Raw genomic sequence first — 24,673 nt, forward strand, 5'->3', positions numbered from 1 at the left:
CTCCTTAGCGGCCGGCGCCGGCGTAGGGCAGGAGCGCCATCTCGCGCGCGTTCTTGATCGCGCGGGCGATGAGGCGCTGCTCCTGCACGGAGACACCGGTGATACGACGGGCGCGGATCTTTCCACGCTCCGAGATGAACTTGCGGAGGGTGGCGACGTCCTTGTAGTCAATGACGCCGACACGGATGTGCTTCGCGGGAGCGGCGTTCTTCGCGCCCTTCCGCGGCTTGCGGCGGTCGCCGCTCGACTTTCCAGCCATGTTGTTTCCTTAGATCAGATGAGAATTGTGAGGGATGCCTCAGCCTGTGCGTTCTGGTCGGCCATGCACGTCTCCACTCGCGCCCTTCGAGCGCTCGCTCAACGAGCGGTGCAGCCGCGATCAGAACGGCGTGTCGTCGCCGTAGCTACCAGGCGTGCTCCACGCGTCCGCGCCGCCGCTGGACGAGCCGGGGGTCGACCACGGCTCCTCCGAGACCTGCTGCTGACGCGGGGCTCCGCCACCGGCACCACCCGACGAGGCCGCGCGCGTGACCTGAGCGGTCGCATAACGCAGCGAGGGGCCGATCTCGTCGACCTCCAGCTCGATCGAGGTGCGGTTGTTGCCCTCGCGGTCCTGGTACGAGCGCTGCTTGAGACGCCCGGTGGCCACGACACGCGAGCCCTTGGTGAGCGAACCCGCCACGTGCTCGGCGAAGTCACGCCACACGCTCGCGCGGAGGAACAGCGCTTCGCCGTCCTTCCACTCGTTCGCCTGGCGATCGAACGTGCGCGGCGTCGACGCGATCGTGAAGTTCGCGACGGGCAGGCCCGACTGCGTGTAGCGCAGCTCGGGGTCTGCCGTGAGGTTTCCCACGACGGTGATGATCGTCTCGCCGGCCATCGTGCTTACGCCTTCGCCCCGGCGGTGGCCTTGCGAGCAGCCTTGGCCTCGCTGCGGACCTTCTCGGCGGCGACCTGGGCGATCGCCTCCTCGGCACGCAGGACCTTGGTGCGCATGACGAGCTCGTTCAGCTTGAGCTGACGGTCGAGCTCCTGCGTCGCCTCGCTGGTCGCGGTGAAGTCGACGACGGCGTAGATGCCCTCGTTCTTCTTCTGGATCTCGTACGCCAGACGGCGACGGCCCCAGATGTCCACGTTGTCGATCGTTCCCTTGGCGTCGGTGATGACCTTGAGGAACTTGTCCAGGTGCGTCGAGACCTGGCGCTCATCGATCTCAGGGTTCAGAATGACCATGAGTTCGTACTGGTGCGTCACTTACCCACCTCCTTCGGACTAGAACGGCTCGCAGGCATTTCCCACGAGCAGGAGGGTGTGTTGCGCATCGTCCGGCGTGCGGGGCACACCAGACAACCTTGACAGTCTATCGGATGCCGCTGCCCGCGTCGAACTCGAGCGAGGGCTCGTCGGCCACCGACAGCGAGAGGACCGCGGTCTCGACGATCTCCTGCGACTCGATCTGCCGTTCGAGGTCGCGCAGCCGCACGGCCACGTCGTGCTCCTGCGCGTCGCCGGCCAGGTCGACCTCCGCCACCACGAACAAGCGGTTCGGGCCGACGTACTCCAGGTGCAGGTAGGTGACGCGCTCGATCTCGGGGTCGCTCAGCAGCGCAAGCCCCGCACGCGCCCGCACCCCGACGCTGACGGTCGTACCGATGAGGAAGGCGACATTGCGGCGGATCAGCATGACCGCGACGATCCCCAGCAGAATGCCCACGAGGATGGATCCTGCGGCATCCCACACCGCCTCACCGGTCAGCTGGTGCGCCAGAATCGAGCCACCGGCCAGGCCGAGGCCGATCAGTGCCGCGGCATCCTCGAAGAAGACCGCCCGCAGCGTGGTGTCGCTGGTGTCGAGCACGAAGTCCCAGGTGGACGATCCGCGCTGGTGCGCGAGCCGGCGCGACTTGACGAACGCCTGCAGAAACGACGAGCCCTCGAACACGAACGCGATGCCCAGCACGACGTAGGCGATCACCGGGTCTTCGACCGGCTCGGCCGAGCCCAGCTCCTGGATGCCGTGCATCACCGACACGATGGCGCCCGCGGTGAAGATGCCGAACGCGGCGATCAGCGACCAGACGAACGCGCTGCGCCCGTACCCGAGCGGGTGTCGTTCGTCCTTGGGCTTGGCCGAGTGCCGATCGGCGATGAGCAGGAACACCTCGTTGCCGGCATCCGCCCACGAATGCGCCGCCTCGGCGACCATCGATGCCGACGAGGTGAGGGCGGCCGCCACCGTCTTGGCGACCGCGACGAGGATGTTGGCGAGGAATGCGATGATCACCGTCACGCCGAAAGGCTACGCCCGCGCGCTCCCGGTACCGTGGTCGAATGCTGTGCGAACCGGACGAGGTGGACCGATGACGCTGCCCTTCGACGCGAGTGCCCTGACCGAACCGGTCGACAAGAAGGCCGCACGCGCCTTCTGGAAGAGCGTGCGGCCCGCCGGCGCGAACGTCGGCCGCATCATCGGCGGCGTGTTCATCGCCGTGTTCCTGGTGTTCTTCATCGGCGTCGCCGCGCAGGTGCTTCGGGCGTTCTTCGCGGCCGGTGCCGACATCGGCGGCGGATTCGGCACCATGTTCATGGTCGTGCCGATCATCTTCCTCGCCCTGATCGTCGTCGGAGCGCTCGCCGTCGGGCGGAACCTGCTGGGCTCCGGCGCGGCGGTCATGGCGTATCGGCTCGACCGCTTCGCCCACGCCAACGGCATGGCCTACGACGTCGGCCTGGCCGATCCGCAGCTGCCGGGCATGATCTTCCAGCGTGGACACGACCGCCGCTCGTCGAACCTGGTGCGCGGGCAGCGGCCGCGCTTCGTCGAGTTCGGCAACTACCGCTACAAGACGGGCTCGGGCAAGAGCGAGTCCACACATACCTGGGGTTACGTCGCGATCAAACTCGATGCGCCGCTGCCCAACATCGTGCTCGACGCGAAGAGCAACAACGGACTGTTCGGGTCGAACCTGCCCGCGTCGTTCGCCCGCGGCCAGCGCCTGTCGCTCGAGGGCGACTTCGACGACCACTTCGCGCTGTACTGCCCCGAAGGGTACGAGCAGGATGCCCTGTACCTGTTCACGCCCGACATCATGGCGCGGTTCGTCGACCATGCCGCCGCGCTCGACGTCGAGATCGTCGACGACTGGCTGTTCCTGTACGCACAGCGCCACCTGTCGACGCTCGACCCGGCGACGTGGCAATGGCTGTTCGCAACCGTGGGCGCGATCCTCGACAAAATGGCGCAGTGGGCACGCTGGCGCGACGATCGGTTGGCTCGCGATGCCGCGACCACCGCGACCGCGAACGCCGCCGTGGGCGCACCCGAGACCGGCGGCGCTCTCTCCGCTGGGGTCGGCGCCGCACCGCAGCATCCCTTCGTCGCAGGTTCCACGCCGCTGGCCCCACCGCCACCCGGCGTCGCACCGCAGGGCCGCCGTCTGCGCGGGGGCGTGCCGGTGGCCGCCCTCGTGGGGGTGGCCGTGATAGCGGTCGGGTGGTTCTTCCTCTTCGCGCGCTGACGGCGCCGACCTGCCCGCTACGGTGGTCGGATGGAATGGACGGCGGATGTCGCAGCCGGCGACTGGCTGCGCAAACGGCTCGACGAGCACTGGGCGCAGACCATGCACATCGTGGTGCCGCGCGGGTTCGAGGCGTATGCACGCGTGTTCCACCCGACCGTGCGGGAGCGGCCGGTCAGCGGCACGTGGCCGGCGGAGGACGACACCCGGGCGTGGGAAGCCTTCTTCGCCGCGGGGACCGAGGTCGATGCCGAGCAGGTCACATGGCAGCGCACGGCCGATGCGTTCGGCACCGTCATGCACCCGCTGGCACAGTGGCCGCGCATCGTGCGCAGCGACGACCCCCACGGCGGGTGCGCCCCGTGACGATGACGGCTGGCGGTACGACCCGCCCGAGCAGGGCGCCCTCGTCGCTGAGCCGCTCGCGGCGCTCGCCAGGCTGCTCGCCGAGGCGACGACGACGCCGGATGCCGGTTACGCCGGTGTCTGGGAGGGCTGGGGCGGCCTGGTCGGCACGATGGTGCACGATGCGGCGAGCGGGCTGTTCGGAAATGTCAGCGGGATGCCGCGGAGGTACGCGGAATACACGTCGGATGACACGCCGCACCGCTCCGTGCTGTATCGGTCGCTGAAGGACGTCTTCAACAACCCGTTCCGCAAAGGCACCTGGCAGCCCGGCATCCTCTCCGACGAGATCTCACGCGGCCCGCGTCTGGAGCTGCCGAACCGGTCGTATGTGCTGTTCCGCGGCGGGGTCACGACGTTCGGCGACCCGGGCTGGCCGGTCCGCGTACCGTGGAGCGATCAGACCGATGCCGACGAGCAGCGGTGGGTACGGCCGCCGGACGCGCCCAACCTGGTCTGGCCCGACGACCACGCGTGGGTGATGGTCAGCGAGATCGATTTCGACTCGACGATCGTGGCCGGCTCCGCCGAGCTGATCGCGGCGATCGTCGCCGATCCGGCGCTGGAAGCGGCATCCATCCCCGCCGACTCCGACCTGTCGTGGGATGCGGACGAGGTGAACCGCTGACGGTGCCGAGCACGCTCACCGCTTTGGCTGACGAGCACGGCACCCGCTTCTCGATGCTCGTCAGGTTCGTCGCGTCAGCGATCGGCGGCGGGGCGGTGCGGGCCTCGCTCTTCTGACGCTGTCTTGCGCACGCCCAGCAGCCGGGCGAACAGCCGGTGCAGGGGCCCGGTCAGCATCAGGAGGAACAGCGCGTAGTAACTGATCTGCGTCACGGTCACGGCGATCACGAGCGCGATGCCGAACAGCAGAGTCATCGAGATGTCAACGGCCATCCCGCGGCGCACGTCCGCGTCGTCGATGGAGTGGAGTTCGGGATGCCGGTGCAGCACGAGCCGCTGGACCAGGGCGAGGGCGCTGGTGAGCATCATCGTGCCGATGTACACGACCTTCACGACCGGGTCGTCGTCGGGCATGGCGCCCGTGAGGGCAGTGGCCACCGGCATCCACACGATCGTCAGCAGCCACGCGATGCACACCCACAGCAGGCGGGTCGAGACGAATTCGACGCGGGCGAACAGCTGGTGCTGGTTGACCCAGAAGCTCGCGATGACGACGAAGCTGATGGCGAACGTGATGAGCTGCCACTGGTGCTCGGCGAACCAGCCGGCGGTGCCGAGTCCGGGTTCGGCGTCGCCGACGCTCTCCATCAGCGGCAGGATCAGCAGCGTCATGGCGATCGCGACGACCGCGTCGACGAACGCCTTGGCACGCTCGGCGCTGAAGATGCGGGTCTCGCGCTCCGTTGGGTTCTCGTCGCTCACGGTGCGATGGTAGCGGAGGCGCTCGAGCAGATAGGCTCGCCGCGGAAGGAGCGACGATGCACGATCTCGAACAGGCCCGCCGTACTCGTGATTGGGTAAGCGAGGCGGTGCGGAGGGTCGCCGCTGACGCCAACCGGTCGAGCGACACACATCTGCTGACGGTTCCGTTGCCGACCGAGTGGGGCATCGAGCTCTACCTCAAGGACGAGTCGACGCACCCGACCGGGAGTCTGAAGCACCGGCTCGCGCGGTCACTGTTCTTGTACGGCCTGTGCAACGGGTGGATTCTCGAGGACACCACCATCGTCGAGGCATCGAGCGGCTCGACGGCCGTCTCGGAGGCGTATTTCGCCCGGATGCTGGGGCTGCCGTTCGTCGCGGTCGTGACGCGGTCGACCACGCGCGAGAAGCTCGACCTCATCGAGTTCTACGGCGGCCGGTGCCACTTCGTCGACGACCCGGGCGAGGTGTACGCCGAAGCCGCCCGCATCGCAGCCTCCTGCGGTGGCCACTACATGGACCAGTTCACGTACGCGGAGCGCGCGACCGACTGGCGCGGCAACAACAACATCGCCGAGTCGATCTTCGAGCAGCTCTCGGCTGAACAACACCCGGTGCCGCGGTGGATCGTCGTCGGTGCCGGCACCGGCGGCACCAGTGCGACGATCGGTCGCTATCTGCGGTACCAGCGGCATCCCACCCAGCTGTGCGTGGCCGATCCCGAGAACTCGGCGTTCCTGGACGCCTGGGCCACCGGCGACCTGACCGTCACCACGGGTGCGCCCAGTCGCATCGAAGGCATCGGCCGCCCGCGGGTCGAGCCGAGCTTCTTGCCGCAGATCGTCGACCACATGGTGCGGGTGCCGGATGCCGCATCCATCGCCGCGATGCGGTTCGTCCGCGCACGCACGGGGTACGGCGCCGGCGCATCGACGGGCACGAACCTGTGGGCGGCGTTCGGGCTGATCGCCGACATGCTGCGCCGCGGCGAGACCGGCAGTGTCGTCACGCTGCTGTGCGACTCGGCCGACCGCTACCGGCACACCTACGGCGACGACGCGTGGCTCGCCGAGCGCGGCATCGACCTCGCGGGGCCTTCGGCTGTGCTCGAGGAGTTCGCCGCGACCGGCGCCTGGCCTGCCTGAGGGCGCGGCGTGCGCCGGGCCGAGGGCTGCGGCCCACGGCATCCCCCCGCCGCCCTCTGCCGCCCCCTGCCGCCCTCTGCCGCCCTCTGTGCCGAGAGTCGCGTACGCCCACGCCTTCTCGGCCGTCCCTCGCCCCAGGCGAGGAGATCTGCCGGGGCGAGGGCCTTTTCGCGCATTTCGGCCCTCGCGTCGTCCATTCCCCTCGCCCGAGGCGAGGATGACCGGAATGGCGAGCGGGTACTGCGCCGGACACCATCCTTGAACGCTATTGAACTTCCTGCTCACACACCGGCAACGCTGTGTGAGCAGGAAGTTCAATATGGTGTGACGATGCGCCTCGCCCGCATCATCCAACCGGCGAGACGTCAGGTCGCGGGGGCCGGCGCCCGACGCGCGGCCCCGGGAAGCCGCCTCAGCGGTCCTCGGTGTCGGCGGCCTCGGCGGCGGCCCAGGCAGCGCGGCGCGCGGCCTGCTGGTCGGGGTCGGGCACCGGGATCGACGCCAGCAGCCGCCGCGTGTACTCGTCGCGGGCGTCGCCGAGAACCTGGGCGGTCGTGCCCTGCTCGCGGATCGTCCCGTGCCGGAGCACCACGATGCGGTCGGCGACCTCGTCGATCACCGCGAGGTCGTGGCTGATGAACAGGCACGCGAAACCGAACTGGGCCTGAAGCTCGGCGAACAGCTCGAGCACCCGCGCCTGCACCGACACGTCGAGCGCGCTGGTGGGCTCGTCGGCGATGAGCAGCTTGGGCTGCAGCGCTATCGCGCGCGCCAGCGAGGCGCGCTGGCGCTGCCCGCCCGACAGCTCGTGCGGGTACCGGTCGCCGTACGAGGTGGGCAGGTGCACGGCATCCAACAGCTGGTCCACCCGGCCGCGGGCGGCGCGGGGATTCGCGGCCCGCCCGTGCACGACGAGCGGTTCAGCGATGCACTCGGCGATCGTCAGCAGCGGGTTGAAGCTCGTGGCCGGGTCTTGGAAGACGAACCCGATGTCGGGTCGCAGCTTCTTCAGCCCGCGCATCGTCGTGCCGCGCATCTCGTGCCCGAGCACCCTGAGCGAGCCGTCGACGACCTGGGTGAGCCCGACGATCGAACGGCCGATGGTCGTCTTTCCCGAGCCCGACTCGCCGACGAGGCCCAGCACCTCGCCGGGGGCGATCCAGAAGTCGACACCCTGCACGGCCACCACGCCGGTGCGCCCGAAGCGCCCGGGGTAGGCGATGTGCAGGTTCTTCGCGACGACGAGCGACCCCTCCGGCGGCTCGGTCGGCGCGGGTGCGGTGCGATCCTGGGTCGCGCTCTTGCCGCGTCCGACGTGCGGCACCGCGGCCAGCAGCTTCTTCGTGTACTCCTCGCGGGGAGCCGCGAACAGCTCGCGTGCCGTCGCCTGCTCGACGATGTCGCCCTGGTACATCACGACGACCCGGTCGGCGAGATCGGCGACCACGCCCATGTTGTGCGTGATGAGCACGACGGTCGCCCCGAACTCGTCACGGGCCGTGCGCAGCAGATCGAGGATCTCGGCCTGCACCGTCACGTCGAGCGCCGTGGTCGGCTCGTCGGCGATGATCAAGCCGGCGTTGAGCACAAGCGCCATAGCGATGACGATGCGCTGCTTCTGCCCGCCCGAGAACTGGTGCGGATAGTCGTCGACCCGCCGGTCGGGCTCGGGAATGCCGACCCGCCGCATGATGTCGATCGCGGCCCTCTTCGCCTCGCGCTTCGAGATGCGGTGGTGGGCGCGCAGCCCCTCGGCGATCTGGAAGCCGACGGTGTACACCGGGTTCAGCGCTGTCGACGGCTCTTGGAACACCATCGCCGCGTCGCGCCCGCGCATCGCGCGCAGGTCGGCGTGCGACGCGTGCACGACATCGGTCTCGTCGCCGTTGGGCCCGCGGATGATCAGGGCGCCCTGCAGGGTCGCGGTCTCGGGCAGCAGCCCCAGCAGCGCGTTCGCGGTCACGGTCTTGCCCGATCCCGACTCGCCCACGATCGCGAGCACCTCGCCGGCGTGCGCCTCGAGCGAGATGCCGTTCACCGCGACGACCGGGTCGCCGTCCGTTGCGAACGTGACCTTGAGGTTGTGGATGGATGCCGCGTCGGGCGCGCCCGCATCGGGCGCCGACGCATCGCGCGTGGTGTCGCTCATTCTGCGGCCTCCTTCTCTGCGGCGACCACGGCAGCGCGCCGCCGGCGGCGCAGCCGCGGGTCGCTGAGGTCGTTCAGGCTCTCGCCGACCAGCGTGATGCCGAGCACCACGAGAACTATGGCGACGCCGGGCGGGATGGCCGTCCACCAGATGTGGCTGGTCACGTCGGAGACCGAGCGCGACAGGTCGTAGCCCCACTCGGCGGCAGCGGTCGCCTCGATCCCGAAGCCCAGGAAGCCCAGGCCGGCCAGGGTCAGCACCGCCTCGGATGCGTTCAGGGTCACCACGACCGGCACCGAGCGGGTCGAGTTGCGCAGCACGTGCCGGGTGAGGATGCGCAGCGTCGGCACGCCGATCACCTTCGCCGACTCGACGAACGGCTCGGCCTTGACCCGCACCACCTCGCTGCGCACGATGCGGAAGTACTGCGGCACGAACACCACGGTGATCGAGATCGCCGCGGCGAGGATGCCGCCCCACAGCGTCGACTGCCCGTGGCTGATCACGATCGCCATGACGATGGCCAGAAGCAGCGACGGGAACGCGTAGATCGCGTCGGCGATGACCACGAGGATGCGGTCGATCCATCCGCCGAAGTATCCCGAGAGCAGGCCGATGAAGATGCCGATGAAGATCGAGAAGATGATCGCGCAGATGATGACCAGCAGGGCCGTCTGCGCTCCCCAGATGGTGCGCGAGAGCACGTCGAAGCCGCTGACCGTGGTGCCGAGCAGGTTCTGCGCGCTCGGCGCCTGGAGGGTGCCGAAGTCCTGTCCGTCGGCCGTGGTGCGCTGCGCGTAGCCGTACGGGGCGATCCACGGCGCGAAGATCGCCACGATCACGAACACGCCGGTGAGCACGAGCCCGGTCACGAGCATGGTGCGCTGCCAGCCGACGCTGTGCTTCAGATGCGATACGACCGGGATCCGGTCGCTCAGCGGCCGCTTGGGCGCGCCGAGTCCAGCGGGAAGCACGCCGGTCTCGGCCGGATCGAAGACGCCGGTGGGGGTGGGATCCTGGGTCTCGCTCATGTCAGTACCTCACTCGCGGGTCGATCACCACGGCGATGACGTCGACGATGAAGTTCACGACCGCCACGACCACCGCGATCATGATGACGATGCCCTGCACGGCCACGAAATCTCGGGCTTTCAAGTACTCGGCCAGCATGAAGCCGAGACCCTTCCACTCGAACGAGGTCTCGGTCAGCACGGCCCCCGCCAGCAGCAGTGCTATCTGCAGGCCGATCAGTGTGACGATCGGAATCAGCGCGGGGCGGTACGCGTGCTTTGTGACAAGACGGTACTCACCGACGCCGCGTGACCGGGCCGAGGTCACGTACTGTGCGCCGAGTGTGCCGATGACGTTGATGCGCACCAGGCGCAGGAAGACGCCGGCGGTCAGGATCCCGAGCGCGAGACCAGGGAGCACCGCATGCCACAGGACGTCGATCACCGCATCGGGGTTGCCCAGTCGGATCGCGTCGATGAGGTAGATGCCGCTGGGGTTGTTCAGGGTCTCCAGCTGGAGCTCGACGCGGGTGGATGCGCGGCCCGAGACCGGCAGGATGTTGAACTGCACGGCGAACACGAGCTTCAGCAGGATCGCGATGAAGAAGATCGGCGTCGCGTAGCCGAGGATCGCGCCCACGCGGAGCACGGCATCCTGCCACCGATCGCGCTTGTAGGCGGCGACCAGCCCCAGCGGAATGCCGATGATGAACGCGACGATCAGCGCATAGAACGCGAGCTCGAGCGTCGCCGACCCGTACTGCAGGAGGATCTCGGTGACCGGCCGGTGGTCGGTCAGGGTCGTGCCGAAGTCGCCGCGGAACACGCCGAGCAGATAGTCCAGGTACTGGACGATCAGCGGCCGGTCGTAGCCGGCCTCGTGGATGCGGGCGGCGAGCTGCTCGGGCGGCAGCTTTCCGCCGAGGGCCGCGGTGATCGGGTCACCGGTCAGCCGCATCAGGAAGAACACCGTCGTGACGAGGATGAACACCGTCGGGATGATCAGCAGCAGGCGGACGAGGATGTAACGCCAGAGCCCGCCGCTTCGGGCGCGAACGGGTTTGGACGCCAGGTCGGCGTCTTCGACGACAGTGGTCATGCATTTCCTTCACTTGACGACACCGGTCGTTGAGCGAGCCGCGAAGCGGCGAGCCGAAACGATCCCCGTTTCGGCTCGCTTCGCTCGCTCAACGACCGGAGGCCGACCTACTTGTGCAGCGGTGCGTAGCGGAACTTGAACGAGGCGTCGAGGGTGGTGCCCTGAACGTCCTTGCCCACGACCGCGACCTGCGTGCCCTGCAGGTACGGCAGCGTCGACAGGTCCTTGGCCACGAGGTCCTGGATCTGGCCGATCTCGTCGGAGCGCTTGGCGGCGTCGGTCTCGGTCTGCTCCTTGGAGATCAGTCCCTGCACGTCGGCGTTGTCGTAGTGGTTCGCCAGGAAGTTGTCCTTCGAGAAGAACGGCGACAGGTAGTTGTCGGCGTCGGAGAAGTCCGGGAACCAACCCAGCTGGTACATCGGGTAGACGTCGGCGGTGCGGTCCTTGGAGTACTGCACCCACTCGGTCTGCGCGAGGTTGACCTTGAACAGGCCGCCGTTCTCGAGCTGGGTCTTGATGGCCGCGTACTCGTCACCCGACGACGGACCGTAGTGGTCGCCGTTGTACTGCAGGTTCAGGGTCACCGGCGTGCTCACCCCGGCGTCGGACAGCGCCTGCTTGGCCTTGTCGAGGCTGGGACCGCCGTTGCCGTCGCCGTACAGCGACTTCAGGGCCGTGTTCGCGCCGGTCATGCCGTCGGCGACGTACGAGTACAGGGGCGTGTAGGTGTCCTTGTAGACGTCGGTGGCCAGCTTCTGCCGATCGATGAGGTCGGCCATCGCCTGGCGGACGGCCAGGGCCTTCGCCGGGTCGGCGTCGTCGGTCTTGGTGCCGAACGGCATGGTGGCCATGTTGAACACGATGTAGCGGATCTCGCCGCCCGGGCCCTTCACGACCTGAACCTTGTCGGTCTGCTTGCCGAGGTCTTCGACGTCGGTCGCCGACAGGCTGCGGAACGCCACGTCGATGTCGCCGTTGCCGATCGCGAGCTTCAGGTTCGAGGCATCCGCGTAGTACTTCACCGTGACGCTCGAGTTCTCGGCGGCGCCGAGCTCTCCCTGGTAGTCCTTGTTGGGCTCGTAGTTGATGAGCTCGTTGACCTTGTACGACGAGATGACGTACTGGCCGGCGAACGCCTTGCCCTTGACGATGTCTGCGTCGGGGGTGACCTTGTCGGCTGAGAACACGTCCTCGTCGACGATCGGGCCGGCGGGGCTCGAGAGAACCTGCGGCCACGTCTGGTCGTTCGGGTTCTTCAGGTGGAAGACGACGGTGGTGTCATCGGGGGTGTCGATGCTGTCGAGGTTGCCGAGCAGCGACGCGGGCCCGTTCGGGTCGTTGATCTTGATGACACGCTCGAACGAGAACTTCACGTCCGACGACGTGAGGTCGTCGCCGTTGGCGAACTTCAGCCCCGACTTGAGCTTGACGGTGTAGTCATGCGGAGCGGTGAAATCCGCCGACTCGGCGATGTCGGGGGTGACATCGGCCGTCCCGTACTTGCTGTTCAGCAGGAACGGGTAGATCTGGTTCATCACCGCGAACGAGCCGTTGTCGTACGAACCGGCGGGGTCGATGGACGTGATCTTGTCGGTCGTCCCCACGATCAGCCCGCCGGACGCGTTGCCGCCGTTGTCGCCGGAACCTCCGCCGTTGCCGCCGCCGCCGGCGCAACCGGACAGGACGACGGCCGAAGCGCCGATCGCCCCGAGCGCGAGCAGGAGACGCCCGCGCGAGTGTGTCTGCAATGACATAGTCGTTACCTTGCTGTATGCGAAGCGGCCGCGCAGGGTGACGCGACCGTATATGGTTCCCATCCTCTCCGCACTTGTCGGGATCGGCAACCATCCCCGTATTCCGTGATCAGAACGCAACGGATGCCGGCCCGACAGGGCGCAGGATGCCGGGGGTCAGAGCACCTTCGAGAGAAAGGCCTTCGTTCGCTGATGCTGGGGATTCGTGAGCACCTCGTGCGGATCGCCCAACTCGACCACCACGCCGCCGTCCATGAACACCACGGCATCGCCGACCTCGCGGGCGAACCCCATCTCGTGCGTGACGACGATCATCGTCATCCCGCTCTCGGCGAGCTCGCGCATGACGTCGAGCACCTCGCCGACGAGTTCAGGGTCGAGCGCGCTGGTCGGCTCGTCGAAGAGCATGAGCTTCGGGTCCATGGCCAGCGCCCTGGCGATGGCCACGCGCTGCTGCTGGCCGCCCGACAGCTGTGCCGGATAGTGGCCGGCCTGACTCGCGAGCCCCACACGCGCGAGCAGCTCGCGGCCGCGGGCCGCGGCATCCCTCTTCGTCGCCCCCTTCACCCGGATCGGGGCCTCCATCACGTTCTCCAGCGCGGTCATGTGGCCGAACAGGTTGAAGTGCTGGAAGACCATGCCGATGTCACGGCGCTGGCGGTTGGCCTCGGCGGGCTTGAGCTCGTAGAGCTTGTCGCCCTTCTCGCGGTAGCCCATCAGCTCGCCGTCGACGTAGAGCCTGCCGGCGTCGATGCGCTCGAGGTGGTTGATGCAGCGCAGGAAGGTTGACTTGCCCGACCCCGATGGGCCGATCACGCACATCACCTGGCCGCGGTCGACGCGCAGCGAGATGGACCTGAGCACTTCGTTGCTGCCGAAGCTCTTCGAGACCATCCGCGCCTCGACCATGGGAGTGTCGCTTGCCACCGTCATCCCTTTCCTCCGACGTCGATTCCGACGCCGGCGACGCCTTCGGCGCCCACGACGACCCCGCCGACAGCCGGCCGCGAGCGGTCGGACCCGCGGGCGAACCGCTTCTCGACGAAGTACTGGCCGGCCATGAGCACCGATGTGAAGAACAGGTACCAGATCGACGCGACGATCAGCAGCGGGATCGGCGCGAAGATCGTCGCCGAGATGTCGCTGGTGCGACCGAACAGGTCCATCGAGTACGGAATCGCGACCACGAGTGACGTGGTCTTCAGCATCGAGATGACCTCATTGCCGGTGGGCGGGATGATCACCCGCATCGCCTGCGGAACGACGACGCGGGTCATCGTCTGGCCCCACGACATTCCCAGCGCCGTGCACGCCTCTTCCTGGCCCGGGTCGACGGACAGGAGCCCGGCCCGCACGATCTCTGCCATGTACGCCGACTCGTTCAGCGCCAGGCCGACGACCGCGAGCAGGAACAGCGGCGGCGTCCAGGTGATGGTGAACTCGGCCCAGGTGTGCACGAACGGGATGCCCAGGTACACGGTCTTGTAGATGAGGGTGACCAGGCCCCAGAACACCAGTTGGACGTACACCGGTGTTCCACGGAACACCCAGAGGAACGCCCACGCGATCCACTTCAAGACCGGGTTCGGCGACAGCCGCATGACGGCCAGGATCAGGCCCAGGATGATGCCGAACAGCATCGCCAGAACGGTCAGCGCAAGCGTGATGAACGCCGCCTGCGTGACGCGGGTGTCGAACAGGTATTTGCCGACGATGTCCCATTGGAACGCCTGGCGCTGCGCGGCGTCGAGCACGAACAGCACCACCAGCAGGATGAGGACGACCGCGACCGTGTTGCGCCAGGGATGCCGCAGCCGCACCGCGCGGATCGTCTCGGCCCGCGCGGTGGAGACGGTGGCGGTGTCGACCGGAGGGGTGGATGCCGCGGCATCCGCCCCCTCGGGCCGTTGCGATTCCGACATGACTACTGCTTCGACGCTGCGTTCACATCGGCAGCGGTGACCGCGCCGTCTTCGACGCCCCACTTCTGCAGGATCTTCGCGTAGGTGCCGTCGTCGATGAGCGTCTGCAGCGTGTTCTTGATGACGTCGGTGAGCTCGCCACCCTTGGCGGTCGCGAACCCGTACGGGGCGATGTCGAACGTCTCACCCGCGGCCTGGATCTTGTCCTGCTTCTGGTGGATCGCGTATTCGGTGATGGGCGAGTCGGCGCTCATCGCGTCGACCTGGCCGAGCACGAGCGCATTGGTCGCGCCGTCCTGCCCGTCGTACTTGAAGACCTGGATCTTCTCCTTGCCCGCGTCGGTGCACGCCTTCGACTTTGCCGGCAGCTCTTCGGTGTCTTCGTACGTGCCGTCTTCGACGGCGACCTTCAGACCACACGCGTTGTCGGGGTCGACGTCTTTGCCCTTCACCGACGCCCAGAGGATCCCGGCGTTGTAGTAGTTGACGAAGTCGACCTGCTTCTCACGCTCGGTGGTGTCGGTGAACGACGAGACACCCAGGTCGTACTTGCCGCCGACGATCGACGGAATGATGTTGTCGAACTTCGCGGCGGTGTACTCGGCCTTCACGCCGAGCTTCGCGGCCATCGCATTGGCCAGGTCGATGTCCCACCCGATCGGGTTGCCCGCGTTGTCCTTGTACTCGTTGGGGGCGTATGTCGGGTCGGTGCCGATCTTCAGCACGCCTGCGGACCTGACGGCATCAGGCAGCGTCGCCGCGAGCGCGTCGTCTTTGGTGACTCCGTAGCCCGACGCGTCGGCGCTGGCAGAGTTGTCTCCGCCGCCGCCCTGCGGGTTCTCGGAGTCTTGGTTGTTCACACATCCGGTGAGCAGCAGTGCCGCGGCGACGACGGCCACCGGCAGGGCGAGGATCCTTCGCATTTCTTCCCTTTCCTCATCTTCGAGGCGGCGGCCCTCGGGCGGGGCCGACCCCTGAAGTCTAAGGACAAGAGTGCACCATCCAGATTTCGATTCGGTTTCGACGGCTGACCCGTGTCGTTCACACGGTGTTCGGCGAGCCGTCATGCGCGCACGGTCGAGTGGGTCGTGCCGGGCCCCCGGCATCCACTCTCCCGAACAGGAGTCATGAAGAATGAACCGTTCCCCCAGGTCTGTGCGCAGGTCCGTACGGCGTCGCACGGTCGGCGTGATCGCCGTCTCGGCGGTCGCCGCCGGCACGCTGCTGGCCGTCGGCGCCGGCGCGGCGTCGGGCTCGAGTGCCTTCACTCCCGCTTCGCACCGCGTCAGCGCCGACAAGACGAAGGACGTGCGCCAGGCGATCGTCGGCGGCAAGGCCAAGAACGTCATCCTGCTCGTCGGCGACGGCATGGGCGACAGTGAGATCACGATCGCCCGCAACTACGCATACGGTGCGGCGGGCGAGCTGCCCGGCATCGACGCGCTGCCGCTGACCGGCTCGTACACGACCTACTCCGTCTACAAGGACGGTGCGAACAAGGGCAAGCCCGACTACGTGACCGACTCGGCCGCCAGCGGCACGGGCTGGGCGACCGGCACGAAGACGTACGACGGCGCGATCTCGGTCGACGTCGACGGCAACCCGCTGCCGACGCTGCTCGAGCTGGCCAAGGCCAACGGCTTCCGCACGGGTGACGTGTCGACCGCCGAGATCCAGGACGCGACGCCGGCCGTGCAGATCGCGCACGTCGACCAGCGCTCGTGCTACGGCCCCGACAGCTCGTCGTGCGGCAACGACGCGCTGGCCGAAGGCGGGCTCGGATCGATCTCCGAGCAGCTGCTCGACACCCGCGCCGACGTGGTGCTCGGGGGCGGGCTCGCCTCGTTCCGCCAGACGGCGAAGGCCGGGCAGTGGAAGGGCTCGACCCTGCTGCAGCAGGCGACCGCGCGCGGATATCAGGTGGTGACGGATGCCGCGGGCCTGGCCTCGGTGAAGAAGGCCAACCAGTCGCAGCCGCTGCTGGGCCTGTTCACCGACGGCAACTTCCCCACGCGCTACGCGGCGACCACCGCGACCGTGGGCGGAGCGAACACCCCGGTGACCTGCGAGGAGTCGGCCGACCGACTGCCGACATCGCTCTCGCTCTCGTCGCTGACCGACAAGGCGATCGATCTGCTGTCAGCGGGGTCGAAGAAGAGCGGCAAGGGCTTCTTCCTGCAGGTGGAGGGCGCGTCGATCGACAAGCGCGACCACGCCGCCGACGCGTGCGGACAGATCGGTGAGACGCTCGACCTCGACGAGGCCGTGCAGGTTGCTCTCGCGTTCGCCAAGAAAGACAAGAACACGCTCGTGCTGGTGACGGCCGACCACGCGCACTCCAGCCAGATCGTCGACTCGACGCCGCCGACCTCGCTGTCGACCGCCGTGACCACCGCCGACGGCACGGTCATGAAGATCTCGTACGGCACGGCGGCCGCAGGTGGCTCGCAGCAGCACACCGGCACGCAGCTGCGCATCGCCGGGTACGGCCCCGGCGCGGCCAATGTCGTCGGGCTCACCGACCAGACCGACACGTTCGGCACGATCAGCCGCACGCTGGGGCTTCAGGTGGATGCCGCGAAGCTGAGCCGGCACGCCTCGGTGTCGCCGGGCTACGCCACGCCGGGCCGCAAGGTCGCCGTGCGCGGCACCGGGTTCGGGGGCGACCGGCAGGCCACCGTCACGTTCGGGGATGAGGCGCAGCGCGTCGACGTCATCGATGGGAAGGTGTCGGCACGGTTCACGGCGCCCGTGCCGTCGGGTCGCCAGCAGGTCGTGAAGGTGACGGTCGAAGGCGCCCAGACCGGGGTCGCGAAGACCGCGCGCATCACGGTGCGCAAGTAGCGGCATCCCGTCGTTCCGGGCCGGTCCGCGTCGCGGGCCGGCCCTTGGCGTCGGGGCCGGCGCCGGGGCGGCCTGAGGGCCTGAGGGCCTGAGGGCCTGAGGGCCTGAGGTCCTGAGGGCCTGAGGGCGAGAGGGCCTGAGGGCGAATTCATATGAATCTGTCCAAAGCACATCAATCTGCCGCCCGGTTTGATGTTCGCTCGACAGATTCATATGAATTCGACCTCTCGCCGGGGCGTGACGGATGTCACGGGCAGATCGTGACGCGCGTGTGAGGGGCCGCGAGGCTCTGCGTTCGAGCATGGAGACATGGAATCGACAACACTCACGACCGCACGCGGAAGGGATGCCGCAGCCGCCGGCCCCGCGTCGGCGATCTCAGCGAGCGGCTTGACCAAGAGCTTCGGTCGCGTCCGCGCCGTCGACGGCGTCGACCTGCACGTCGCCCCCGGCGAGGTCGTGGCCTTCCTCGGCCCGAACGGCGCCGGTAAGACGACGACGATCGACATGATCCTCGGCCTCACGCAGCCCGACGAGGGCGACATCAGCGTGTTCGGCACGACCCCGCGCGGCGCGATCGCCCGCGGCTACGTGTCGGCGGTGCTGCAGACCGGCGGGCTGCTCAAAGACCTCACCGTTCGCGAGACGGTGGCCCTCACCGGCAGCCTGTTCGCCGAGCCCCGGCCCGTCGACGAGGTGCTCGGACGCGCCGGCATCCTCGAGATCGCCGACCGCATGGTCGGCAAGTGCTCGGGCGGTCAACAGCAGCGGCTGCGGTTCGCGATGGCGCTTCTCAGCGACCCCGGCCTGCTCATCCTCGACGAACCGACCACCGGCATGGACGTCGAAGGCCGCCGCTCGTTCTGGCAGGCGATCCGCACCGACGCGAAGCGCGGGCGCACCGTGCTCTTCGCCACGCACTACCTCGATGAGGCCGACGCCTACGCCGACCGCATCGTGCTGATGAGCCAGGGGCGCATCGTCGCCGACGGACCGACCGCGGAGATCAAGAACCTCGTCGCCGGACGTGTCGTGCACGCCACGGTGCCGGAAGTGGATGCTGTGGCCCTCGCCGCACTCCCGGGTGTCACCGACGTCGAAACCCAGGGCGAGCGCATCACCGCGCGTACCACCGACTCCGACGCCTTCGCCCGCTATCTGCTCACCGAGACCGGCGCCCGTGACGTCGAGATCTCATCCCAGAATCTTGAGAGCGTGTTCCTCGCGCTCACCTCGGAAGGAGCCCGGTCATGACCACCGCCATCTCGCTCGAACGCAAGGTCCCGCCGTTCGGCGGATTCAATCTGCGCTTTCTCGCCATCGAGCTGAAGCGCCGCTTCCGCAACTACCGGACACTGATCTTCACTATCGTGTTCCCCGTCGCGATGTACTTCATGGTCGGCTATCCGAACCGCAACGAGCCGCTGCTGTCGGATCAGCCGATCGCCTCGGGCGGCCTGTCGGTCGCCGCGTACATCATGGTCTCGATGGCCGTGTACGGCGCGATGATGTCGGCCACGGCATCCGGCGCCGCCGTCGCGGTCGAGCGCTCGCTCGGCTGGAGCCGCCAGTTGCGCCTCACCCCCCTGAACCCGGTCGCCGCTGTGGCGACGAAGGTCATCGCCGGCATGCTGTTCGGGCTCATCGCGATCGTCGCCACGTACCTGGGCGGCGCGCTGACCGGAGTGCACATGAGCTGGTCGCAGTGGCTGGTCTCGGGGCTGGTCGCCTGGCTGCTGGGAGCTGCGGTGTTCACCGCGCTCGGTCTGATGATGGGGTATCTGGTCCCGGGTGAGAACGCGATGCAGCTCACGAGCCTGGTGATCGTGTTCCTCGCCTTCGTCGGCGGACTTTTCTACCCGGTCAGCATGATGCCGCAGGTGTTGCAGGATGTCGCGGCCTGGACCCCCGTCTACGGCATCGGTGAGCTCAGCCGCGCTCCCCTGACTGGCGAGGGGTTCGACCTCGGCGCGCTGGTGAACGTACTGCTCTGGCTCGGACTGTTCGTGCTCGGGACCGCGCTGCTGTTCCGCCGCGACACGAAGCGCGTCTGAGCCGCGGCATCCGCGAGGTCGTACCCCGATCCGCGAGGTCGTACCCCGATCCGCGAGGTCGTACCCCGATCCGCGAGGTCGTACCGCAAGGACGGGTGCGACCTCGCGAAAACAGGTACGACCTCGCGAAAACAGGTACGACCTCGGCGTGGGGGCGCCGCAGAACCTAGGGTGAACACGATGGACGAGCACGACACCGACACGCGCGACCCCGCCCCGCCGGGGCGCGAAGCCGACACGCGTAACGCCGCCCCGCGGGGGCGCGACGCCGAGCGCCGCCTGAAGGCGGTCGGTCCGCCGTGGCCGGTGATGCCGCCCGAAATGGGCACGGGCGCGTTCATCGGCATGCGCAGCGTACTCTGGAGCCGCGGCTCGGTCAGCTGGTACATCGGCGGCGGCATCTCGCTGCTCTGGCTGATCAGCACCGGGCAGGAGGTCATCGAGCAGGCATCCACGACGGGGTCGGCGGCCCTCAGCGTCGCACTGGTCGTGCTCTACGGCGTCGGATTCCTCCTCGCGGTGCCGGTCGGCTGGGGTCTGCCGATCCGCTGGCGCCTGCTGCCGGCGACAGGCCTGTTCGCGCTGTCGTTCACGCTCTTCCCCTGGCTGGGCTGGGACGTCTGGTCACAGTGGACCTACGTCGGCGTCGTGGTCGGCATGATGGTGCTCAGCTGGCGCACCACGATCCTCATCATCGTCGGGCTCGCGGCCCTGGGCCTCTTCTTCCGCGTGGGGATCGACGGGTGGACCGAAGACATCCTCTGGGGCCCCGCCATCATCTTTTCGATCTCGCTCATGATGGCCGCGTTCGCCCGAACCTTCGCCGCGATGAACCAGCTTCGCGCGACCCAGAATCAGCTCTCCCAGCTCGCCGCCGAGCGTGAGCGGGGTCGCATGGCCCGCGACATCCACGACATCCTCGGCCACTCGCTGACGGTCATCACCGTGAAGGCCGAACTGGCGAACAAGCTCATCGAGGTCGACCCCACCCGCGCGAAAACCGAGGTCGCCGAGATCGAACAGCTCGCGCGCGGGGCCCTCGCCGACGTGCGCACGACCGTCGCGGGTGCCCGCGGCGTCAACCTGCCGGCCGAGCTGGTCGTGGCCCGCGCCGCGCTCGAGGCAGCGGGCATCACGCCTGAGATCCCGACGGCGACGGATGCCGTGGGCCCGGCTCACCGGGAACTCGCGGCCTGGATCGTCCGTGAGGGCGTCACCAACGTCGTCCGCCACTCCGGCGCCACGCGGTGCGCGGTGCGCCTCGGACCGCGCACGGTCGAGATCGCCGACGACGGCGTCGGACCCGTGGCATCCAGCGCCTCGTCGACCGGGCTCGCGGGCCTGCACGAGCGGGTCGCCGAAGCGGGCGGCACCCTGACCATCGGCCGCAGTGACCTCGGCGGCTTCAGCCTGAAGGTGGACCTGTGATCACCCTGCTCATCGCCGACGACCAGGCCCTCGTGCGGGGCGCGCTCTCGGCCCTCCTCGCCCTCGAGCCCGACATCGACGTGGTCGCCGAGGTGGGACGTGGTGATGAGGCGGTGGATGCCGCGCTGCGCACCCGCCCCGACGTCGCCCTGCTCGACATCGAGATGCCCGGGCTCGACGGCATCGCCGCCGCCGCGCAGCTGCGCGAGAAGGTGCCGGGATGCCGCACCCTCATCGTCACCACGTTCGGACGGCCGGGATACCTGACCCGCGCGATGCGGGCCGGGGCATCCGGCTTCGTCGTGAAAGACACCCCCGCCGCGCAGCTCGCCGACGCCGTACGGCGCGTCGCGCAGGGGCTGCGGGTGGTCGATCCGGCTCTGGCGGCCGAGTCGCTCGCGCAAGGCGAGTCGCCGCTGACGGAACGCGAGACCGACGTGCTCGAGGCCGCACGAGCCGGCGGCTCGATCGCCGACATCGCCCGTATCCTCCACCTGTCGGAGGGCACAGTTCGCAACCACCTCTCCAGCGCGATCGGCAAGACCGGGGGCCGCAATCGCGCCGATGCCGCCCGCATCGCCGAAGACAACGGCTGGCTCTAGAGACGCCGAGCCCGCGCGACGCCGGCAACGGGTACGACCTCACGAAAACGGGTACGACCTCGCGAAAAGGGGTACGACCTCGCGAAAAGGGGTACGACCTCGCGAGAAGAGGTACGACCTCGGGAATCGAGGTACGACCTCGCGACGCGCGAGGCGCGCCCCGCGGATCAGCGGACGCGCACCGCGCCGGGCTGGATCCAGACGCGCGCCTGCGTGATCTCACCCAGCTCGTCGCCATCGACTTCGAATTCGCGAGGCTCGGCGAGGACCACCCGCAGCTCGGTGAGGCGGCGATGCGTCGTGCTGTCGCCGCTGGCGGCGCGGCCGCCGGAGAACACGCGCTTTATTCCGTTGTCCCACGCGGCGGTGCGCAGGGTGTCGAGCCATCCGGCCATCCCGTCGGCGTGCAGCACGAGAAGATCCAGCTGTCCATCGCGCGGGTCGGCGTCGGGCAGGAGCGTCAGTCCGCCCTGCAGCATTCCGCAGTTGCCCAAGATCACGGTGTGCGCGCGCTCTGGCCGCTCATCGCCGCCGTCGACACTCAGCTGCAGGTCGATCACCGCGCTGGCCGAGACAGCGCGACCGAGCGACTCGACGTACGCGAGCCACCCCGCCTTGTCCTTCAGATCGTCGTCCGTCTCGGTGATCATGTGTGCGTCGATGCCGAATCCGGCCATCACCGCGAACGCTTTTCGCTCGACTCCCGTCGGCGTCGTCACCTCGGCCCAGCCGATGTCGAGAGGGGATGCCGCACCCGTGAACGCCCGCGTGAGCGCCGCTGCGGCATCATTCAGAGGAATCTCGAGATTGCGCGCAAGCAGGTTGCCGGTTCCCCGGGGCACGATGCCGAGCTCGGCCACCGCACCGGTCTCTGCGAGGTGCTCGGCGACCGCACGGACCGTGCCGTCGCCCCCGGCCGCGACGATGAGGTCGGCACCGGCATCCAGGGCATCCTTCGTCGCGGCACGACCCGGGTCGTCTTCGCGAGTCTCGAACCAGCTGACCTCGGGCGGGTTCGCCTCGCCCGCGGCATCCCGCACCGCGGCTTCGAGCTCATCACGATCGGTCTTCGTGGGATTCCATACGATCCCCGCGTGCTGTGTCGTCAACGTCGGTCTCCGTTCGATCCGGTGTCGTCAATGTAGACGACACAGGGGCCTGCGGCATCCACACGCGCTGTCGTTCTCGACGGTCACCCCGCGATCCACATGCGCGAATGCGAAAAGCGGCAGCACGACGAGGTCGCCTCAATCGCGCGGGACCGACGTCGGGGAGCAGAATCAGCTCCCCGGGTGCAGGATCAGCTCCCCGAGTACGGCGGGCCTCCCGCCGGCGGACCCGCGGGCGGGGGTCCAGGGCGCGGCGGACCACCGGCTTGCCCGCTCTGCAGCCACTGCGTGTGCGCCTTGAGGGCCGCGAGCACCGCGAGCCTGATGCACAGGTACAGCAGCCCGAACGCGATCGCGGCCAGCACGAGGTAGATGAGCAACGCGACGAAGATTCCCGCCCCATACACCGACATGCCTCGACCTTAGCGGCGGGATGCGACACGCCCTCTGGTGTTCTTCGCGTACTACTGCGCATTGCGTGGTACTCTCTCTCGCAGAAGATCGCGAGGGGTCAATGGACACGACACAACTGCTCAAAGGGGTGCTGGATGCCGCGGTGCTCGCGGTCGTGCAGCACGACGACGGTTACGGCTACGACATCGTGAGGCGTCTGCGCGACGCCGGCCTCGAAGAAGTCGGCGACGCCTCGGTGTACGGCACGCTGCGCCGGCTCTATACGGCCGGCGCTCTGTCGAGCTACGTCGTGCCGTCCGACGGCGGCCCGCACCGCAAGTACTACGCGATCAGTCCCCGGGGTCACGCGCTGCTGGACGAGCAGCGGCGCGACTGGGCGAGCTTCTCGTCGGTGATGACGGGACTCCTCGCCGAGAAGCCCACTCCCGCTCTGCGCACGATCGGAGAGAACCGATGACCACCACCACCGCGCCCGCCGACCCGATCGCGGCGTTCGCCGCCGCTGTCCGGGTCGAGCTGCGTGACCTTCCCGCCGACGAGGTCGACGACATCGTCGATGGCCTCGAGTCCGACCTTGCCGAGCAGGCCGCCGAGCACGGCGAAGGATTCGAACTGCCCGATGCGTCCGCCTATGCCGCCGAGCTGCGGCAGGCCGCCGGGTTGCCCGAACGTCCGCGCGGCGTGACGGCCCGACAGGCGCTGGGCGCGCAACTGCGCGATCTGAGCGAGCGCACGCTTCGCGGCATCCGTTCGTCCCGCATGGGTTCCGGCCTGCTCGACTTCGCTGTCGCGCTGCGGCCGATCTGGTGGATTGCGCGGGGATGGATGCTGTACGTGCTCGTCTTCGGCCTGTTCGGTCTGTACTTCGGCACGGCGATCGGCGTACCGATTCCCCGCAACGGCGGCGCGTTCGTTGCGCTGGCGATCGCCATGCTGGTCAGCATCCAATGGGGCCGCGGCCGGTGGCGCCCCGGGGCGTGGACACGGGTCGGCCTCATTGTCGTGAGCACGGTGACCGCGGTGATGCTGCCGTTCGTCATCGGCATCGCCGCCGGGCAGGTGCAGAGCTGGCGGAACAACGCATCGGCCGTGTACTCGTACAACCAGGCGCCGCAGGGCCTCGCCGTGGACGGGCAGCGCGTGCGCAACATCTTCGCCTACGACGCCGCTGGCAATCCGCTCACCGATGTGCAGCTGTTCGACCAGAACGGAAGCCCGCTGACAACCGTGGGCGGTCAGGACCCGACGAGTCCGGTCGACGAGTATTTCGCGTGGGGCGGAGGGCCCGTCCCGGTCGGGGTGTCTCAGCCCGGCCGCACCCCGGTGTGGAACGTCTTCCCGCTCGCCGAGATCCCCGCCGGCGCTGACGACGGCGATCCAACCCTCGCCCAGCCGGCGGCGCCGCCGTTCGCGCAGGTGCCGTCGCTGCAGCGCCTGCTCGCGGCGACCCCGGCCCCCGAGCCGAGCGATGGGTCTCCGACACCGGGCGCAACGCCGACGACAGATCCGAGCGCGACGCCGACCGAGTCGCCGAAGAAGTCAGCCGCGGACGACGCTGACGCGCAGGTCGATCAGGAGGGGGTGGATGCCGCAACCAGCGCCACCGCCGACGGAGGTGAACGATGACGCCCGCACAGGCGGTCACCGCCGATTCTCCCGCCCACGCTCCGGCTGCCCCGAACTGGATCGGTCCCGATCTCGTCAGCGGAGAAGGGCTCGTGAGCGTGGACGTCAGCTTCCTCGTGCGCGACGCCCTCGCCGGGCGCGGCGGACCCGCGCCGACCCAGCCGCGGGGCTGAGCCGGCGGTCCGAGCCGGCGAGCTGAGCCGGC

Annotated in this window: 26 protein-coding genes; 12 read left to right on the plus strand and 14 right to left on the minus strand. The window is 68.6% G+C overall.

Translation table 11 applies throughout. The annotated features are described in order from the left end of the window. Positions 1 to 4: 4 nt before the first annotated feature. The 4 genes from rpsR to PU630_RS17085 form a co-directional block, all read right to left on the minus strand. Complete coding sequence (gene rpsR, locus PU630_RS17070; RefSeq protein WP_129387465.1) at positions 5 to 259, minus strand: 30S ribosomal protein S18; 255 nt, start codon at positions 257 to 259, stop codon at positions 5 to 7. Between the two features lie 120 nt (positions 260 to 379). Next, the gene (locus PU630_RS17075) at positions 380 to 880 is read right to left on the minus strand and encodes a single-stranded DNA-binding protein (protein ID WP_275278256.1); all 501 of its coding nucleotides are present in this window, start codon (positions 878 to 880) and stop codon (positions 380 to 382) included. 5 nt (positions 881 to 885) lie between these two features. Then, the gene (rpsF, locus tag PU630_RS17080) at positions 886 to 1,254 is read right to left on the minus strand and encodes a 30S ribosomal protein S6 (RefSeq protein WP_275278257.1); all 369 of its coding nucleotides are present in this window, start codon (positions 1,252 to 1,254) and stop codon (positions 886 to 888) included. Between the two features lie 106 nt (positions 1,255 to 1,360). Continuing rightward, on the minus strand, positions 1,361 to 2,290 hold the full coding sequence (locus PU630_RS17085; protein ID WP_275278258.1) for a cation diffusion facilitator family transporter: 930 nt from the start codon (positions 2,288 to 2,290) through the stop codon (positions 1,361 to 1,363). 70 nt (positions 2,291 to 2,360) lie between these two features. Between PU630_RS17085 and PU630_RS17090 the strand changes: the two genes are divergently transcribed. The 3 genes from PU630_RS17090 to PU630_RS17100 are packed head-to-tail and all read left to right on the plus strand — an operon-like array spanning position 2,361 to position 4,551. Further along, entirely contained in the window at positions 2,361 to 3,518 is a 1,158-nt protein-coding gene (locus tag PU630_RS17090; protein ID WP_275278259.1) for a hypothetical protein, read from the plus strand. Between the two features lie 30 nt (positions 3,519 to 3,548). Further along, positions 3,549 to 3,884 carry a hypothetical protein gene (locus PU630_RS17095; protein ID WP_275278260.1) on the plus strand — a complete coding sequence of 112 codons (336 nt, stop codon included), beginning with the start codon at positions 3,549 to 3,551 and terminating at the stop codon, positions 3,882 to 3,884. Further along, entirely contained in the window at positions 3,799 to 4,551 is a 753-nt protein-coding gene (locus PU630_RS17100; RefSeq protein ID WP_275278261.1) for a hypothetical protein, read from the plus strand. The genes PU630_RS17095 and PU630_RS17100 overlap by 86 nt, the downstream gene beginning before the upstream one ends. Positions 4,552 to 4,625: 74 nt before the next feature. Here PU630_RS17100 and PU630_RS17105 read toward each other — a convergent pair whose 3' ends face one another. Next, positions 4,626 to 5,312, minus strand: coding sequence for a TMEM175 family protein (locus tag PU630_RS17105; protein WP_275278262.1), 687 nt, complete (start codon positions 5,310 to 5,312; stop codon positions 4,626 to 4,628). 56 nt (positions 5,313 to 5,368) lie between these two features. Between PU630_RS17105 and cds1 the strand changes: the two genes are divergently transcribed. Beyond that, positions 5,369 to 6,457, plus strand: coding sequence for an L-cysteine desulfhydrase Cds1 (gene cds1 / locus PU630_RS17110; RefSeq protein WP_275278263.1), 1,089 nt, complete (start codon positions 5,369 to 5,371; stop codon positions 6,455 to 6,457). A gap of 412 nt (positions 6,458 to 6,869) precedes the next feature. Here cds1 and PU630_RS17115 read toward each other — a convergent pair whose 3' ends face one another. The 7 genes from PU630_RS17115 to PU630_RS17145 form a co-directional block, all read right to left on the minus strand. After that, a complete protein-coding gene (locus PU630_RS17115; protein ID WP_275278264.1) occupies positions 6,870 to 8,606 on the minus strand; it encodes a dipeptide ABC transporter ATP-binding protein in 1,737 nt (578 codons plus the stop codon). Further along, positions 8,603 to 9,637 (minus strand): ABC transporter permease, encoded by a 1,035-nt coding sequence (locus PU630_RS17120; protein ID WP_275278265.1) that lies wholly within the window; start codon positions 9,635 to 9,637, stop codon positions 8,603 to 8,605. The genes PU630_RS17115 and PU630_RS17120 overlap by 4 nt, the downstream gene beginning before the upstream one ends. 1 nt (position 9,638) lies before the next feature. After that, positions 9,639 to 10,715, minus strand: coding sequence for an ABC transporter permease (locus tag PU630_RS17125; RefSeq protein ID WP_275278266.1), 1,077 nt, complete (start codon positions 10,713 to 10,715; stop codon positions 9,639 to 9,641). A 107-nt stretch (positions 10,716 to 10,822) separates the two neighbouring features. Further along, on the minus strand, positions 10,823 to 12,469 hold the full coding sequence (locus PU630_RS17130; RefSeq protein WP_275278267.1) for an ABC transporter substrate-binding protein: 1,647 nt from the start codon (positions 12,467 to 12,469) through the stop codon (positions 10,823 to 10,825). Between the two features lie 156 nt (positions 12,470 to 12,625). Continuing rightward, the gene (locus tag PU630_RS17135) at positions 12,626 to 13,378 is read right to left on the minus strand and encodes an amino acid ABC transporter ATP-binding protein (protein WP_428982014.1); all 753 of its coding nucleotides are present in this window, start codon (positions 13,376 to 13,378) and stop codon (positions 12,626 to 12,628) included. Positions 13,379 to 13,398: 20 nt separating this feature from the next. Further along, a complete protein-coding gene (locus PU630_RS17140; protein ID WP_275278269.1) occupies positions 13,399 to 14,391 on the minus strand; it encodes an amino acid ABC transporter permease in 993 nt (330 codons plus the stop codon). A gap of 2 nt (positions 14,392 to 14,393) precedes the next feature. Then, a complete protein-coding gene (locus tag PU630_RS17145) occupies positions 14,394 to 15,314 on the minus strand; it encodes an ABC transporter substrate-binding protein (protein ID WP_275278270.1) in 921 nt (306 codons plus the stop codon). A gap of 211 nt (positions 15,315 to 15,525) precedes the next feature. Here PU630_RS17145 and phoA point away from each other — a divergent pair, with 211 nt between their 5' ends. The 5 genes from phoA (at position 15,526) to PU630_RS17170 (ending at position 21,319) form a co-directional block, all read left to right on the plus strand. After that, a complete protein-coding gene (gene phoA / locus PU630_RS17150) occupies positions 15,526 to 17,235 on the plus strand; it encodes an alkaline phosphatase (protein ID WP_275278271.1) in 1,710 nt (569 codons plus the stop codon). A gap of 309 nt (positions 17,236 to 17,544) precedes the next feature. Then, positions 17,545 to 18,489: an ABC transporter ATP-binding protein gene (locus tag PU630_RS17155; protein ID WP_275278272.1), complete on the plus strand. Its 945-nt coding sequence runs from the start codon at positions 17,545 to 17,547 to the stop codon at positions 18,487 to 18,489. Next, positions 18,486 to 19,289, plus strand: coding sequence for an ABC transporter permease (locus PU630_RS17160; protein ID WP_275278273.1), 804 nt, complete (start codon positions 18,486 to 18,488; stop codon positions 19,287 to 19,289). Before PU630_RS17155 ends, PU630_RS17160 begins: the two co-directional genes overlap by 4 nt. Before the next feature lie 180 nt (positions 19,290 to 19,469). Further along, positions 19,470 to 20,717: a sensor histidine kinase gene (locus PU630_RS17165; protein ID WP_275278274.1), complete on the plus strand. Its 1,248-nt coding sequence runs from the start codon at positions 19,470 to 19,472 to the stop codon at positions 20,715 to 20,717. Beyond that, entirely contained in the window at positions 20,714 to 21,319 is a 606-nt protein-coding gene (locus tag PU630_RS17170; protein WP_275278275.1) for a response regulator transcription factor, read from the plus strand. Before PU630_RS17165 ends, PU630_RS17170 begins: the two co-directional genes overlap by 4 nt. A gap of 167 nt (positions 21,320 to 21,486) precedes the next feature. On the opposite strand, the gene PU630_RS17175 is transcribed toward PU630_RS17170, so the two are convergent. Both PU630_RS17175 and PU630_RS17180 read right to left on the minus strand, forming a co-directional pair. Beyond that, the gene (locus tag PU630_RS17175) at positions 21,487 to 22,428 is read right to left on the minus strand and encodes a diacylglycerol/lipid kinase family protein (protein WP_275278276.1); all 942 of its coding nucleotides are present in this window, start codon (positions 22,426 to 22,428) and stop codon (positions 21,487 to 21,489) included. Between the two features lie 191 nt (positions 22,429 to 22,619). After that, entirely contained in the window at positions 22,620 to 22,841 is a 222-nt protein-coding gene (locus PU630_RS17180) for a hypothetical protein (RefSeq protein ID WP_275278277.1), read from the minus strand. A 101-nt stretch (positions 22,842 to 22,942) separates the two neighbouring features. On the opposite strand from PU630_RS17180, the gene PU630_RS17185 reads away from it, so the two are divergent. Genes PU630_RS17185 through PU630_RS17195 form a run of 3 tightly spaced genes read left to right on the plus strand, consistent with a single transcriptional unit; the run spans position 22,943 to position 24,641 of the window. Then, complete coding sequence (locus PU630_RS17185; RefSeq protein ID WP_275278278.1) at positions 22,943 to 23,299, plus strand: PadR family transcriptional regulator; 357 nt, start codon at positions 22,943 to 22,945, stop codon at positions 23,297 to 23,299. Further along, positions 23,296 to 24,468: a DUF1700 domain-containing protein gene (locus tag PU630_RS17190; RefSeq protein ID WP_275278279.1), complete on the plus strand. Its 1,173-nt coding sequence runs from the start codon at positions 23,296 to 23,298 to the stop codon at positions 24,466 to 24,468. The genes PU630_RS17185 and PU630_RS17190 overlap by 4 nt, the downstream gene beginning before the upstream one ends. Further along, the gene (locus PU630_RS17195; RefSeq protein WP_275278280.1) at positions 24,465 to 24,641 is read left to right on the plus strand and encodes a hypothetical protein; all 177 of its coding nucleotides are present in this window, start codon (positions 24,465 to 24,467) and stop codon (positions 24,639 to 24,641) included. Before PU630_RS17190 ends, PU630_RS17195 begins: the two co-directional genes overlap by 4 nt. Positions 24,642 to 24,673 lie beyond the last annotated feature (32 nt).

Origin of the sequence: Microbacterium horticulturae (assembly GCF_029094505.1) — a bacterium.
GTDB classification, from domain to species: Bacteria; Actinomycetota; Actinomycetes; order Actinomycetales; family Microbacteriaceae; genus Microbacterium; species Microbacterium horticulturae.

Excerpts from the sequence above, each read along its gene's own strand:
- rpsR (WP_129387465.1), bottom strand. The coding sequence starts at position 259 with ATGGCTGGAAAGTCGAGCGGCGACCGCCGCAAGCCGCGGAAGGGCGCG.
- PU630_RS17075 (WP_275278256.1), bottom strand. The coding sequence starts at position 880 with ATGGCCGGCGAGACGATCATCACCGTCGTGGGAAACCTCACGGCAGAC.
- PU630_RS17090 (WP_275278259.1), top strand. The coding sequence starts at position 2,361 with ATGACGCTGCCCTTCGACGCGAGTGCCCTGACCGAACCGGTCGACAAG.
- PU630_RS17095 (WP_275278260.1), top strand. The coding sequence starts at position 3,549 with ATGGAATGGACGGCGGATGTCGCAGCCGGCGACTGGCTGCGCAAACGG.
- PU630_RS17100 (WP_275278261.1), top strand. The coding sequence starts at position 3,799 with ATGCGTTCGGCACCGTCATGCACCCGCTGGCACAGTGGCCGCGCATCG.
- cds1 (WP_275278263.1), top strand. The coding sequence starts at position 5,369 with ATGCACGATCTCGAACAGGCCCGCCGTACTCGTGATTGGGTAAGCGAG.
- PU630_RS17115 (WP_275278264.1), bottom strand. The coding sequence starts at position 8,606 with ATGAGCGACACCACGCGCGATGCGTCGGCGCCCGATGCGGGCGCGCCC.
- PU630_RS17120 (WP_275278265.1), bottom strand. The coding sequence starts at position 9,637 with ATGAGCGAGACCCAGGATCCCACCCCCACCGGCGTCTTCGATCCGGCC.
- PU630_RS17125 (WP_275278266.1), bottom strand. The coding sequence starts at position 10,715 with ATGACCACTGTCGTCGAAGACGCCGACCTGGCGTCCAAACCCGTTCGC.
- PU630_RS17130 (WP_275278267.1), bottom strand. The coding sequence starts at position 12,469 with ATGTCATTGCAGACACACTCGCGCGGGCGTCTCCTGCTCGCGCTCGGG.
- PU630_RS17135 (WP_428982014.1), bottom strand. The coding sequence starts at position 13,378 with ATGGTCGAGGCGCGGATGGTCTCGAAGAGCTTCGGCAGCAACGAAGTG.
- PU630_RS17140 (WP_275278269.1), bottom strand. The coding sequence starts at position 14,391 with ATGTCGGAATCGCAACGGCCCGAGGGGGCGGATGCCGCGGCATCCACC.
- PU630_RS17145 (WP_275278270.1), bottom strand. The coding sequence starts at position 15,314 with ATGCGAAGGATCCTCGCCCTGCCGGTGGCCGTCGTCGCCGCGGCACTG.
- phoA (WP_275278271.1), top strand. The coding sequence starts at position 15,526 with ATGAACCGTTCCCCCAGGTCTGTGCGCAGGTCCGTACGGCGTCGCACG.
- PU630_RS17155 (WP_275278272.1), top strand. The coding sequence starts at position 17,545 with ATGGAATCGACAACACTCACGACCGCACGCGGAAGGGATGCCGCAGCC.
- PU630_RS17160 (WP_275278273.1), top strand. The coding sequence starts at position 18,486 with ATGACCACCGCCATCTCGCTCGAACGCAAGGTCCCGCCGTTCGGCGGA.
- PU630_RS17165 (WP_275278274.1), top strand. The coding sequence starts at position 19,470 with ATGGACGAGCACGACACCGACACGCGCGACCCCGCCCCGCCGGGGCGC.
- PU630_RS17180 (WP_275278277.1), bottom strand. The coding sequence starts at position 22,841 with ATGTCGGTGTATGGGGCGGGAATCTTCGTCGCGTTGCTCATCTACCTC.
- PU630_RS17185 (WP_275278278.1), top strand. The coding sequence starts at position 22,943 with ATGGACACGACACAACTGCTCAAAGGGGTGCTGGATGCCGCGGTGCTC.
- PU630_RS17190 (WP_275278279.1), top strand. The coding sequence starts at position 23,296 with ATGACCACCACCACCGCGCCCGCCGACCCGATCGCGGCGTTCGCCGCC.
- PU630_RS17195 (WP_275278280.1), top strand. The coding sequence starts at position 24,465 with ATGACGCCCGCACAGGCGGTCACCGCCGATTCTCCCGCCCACGCTCCG.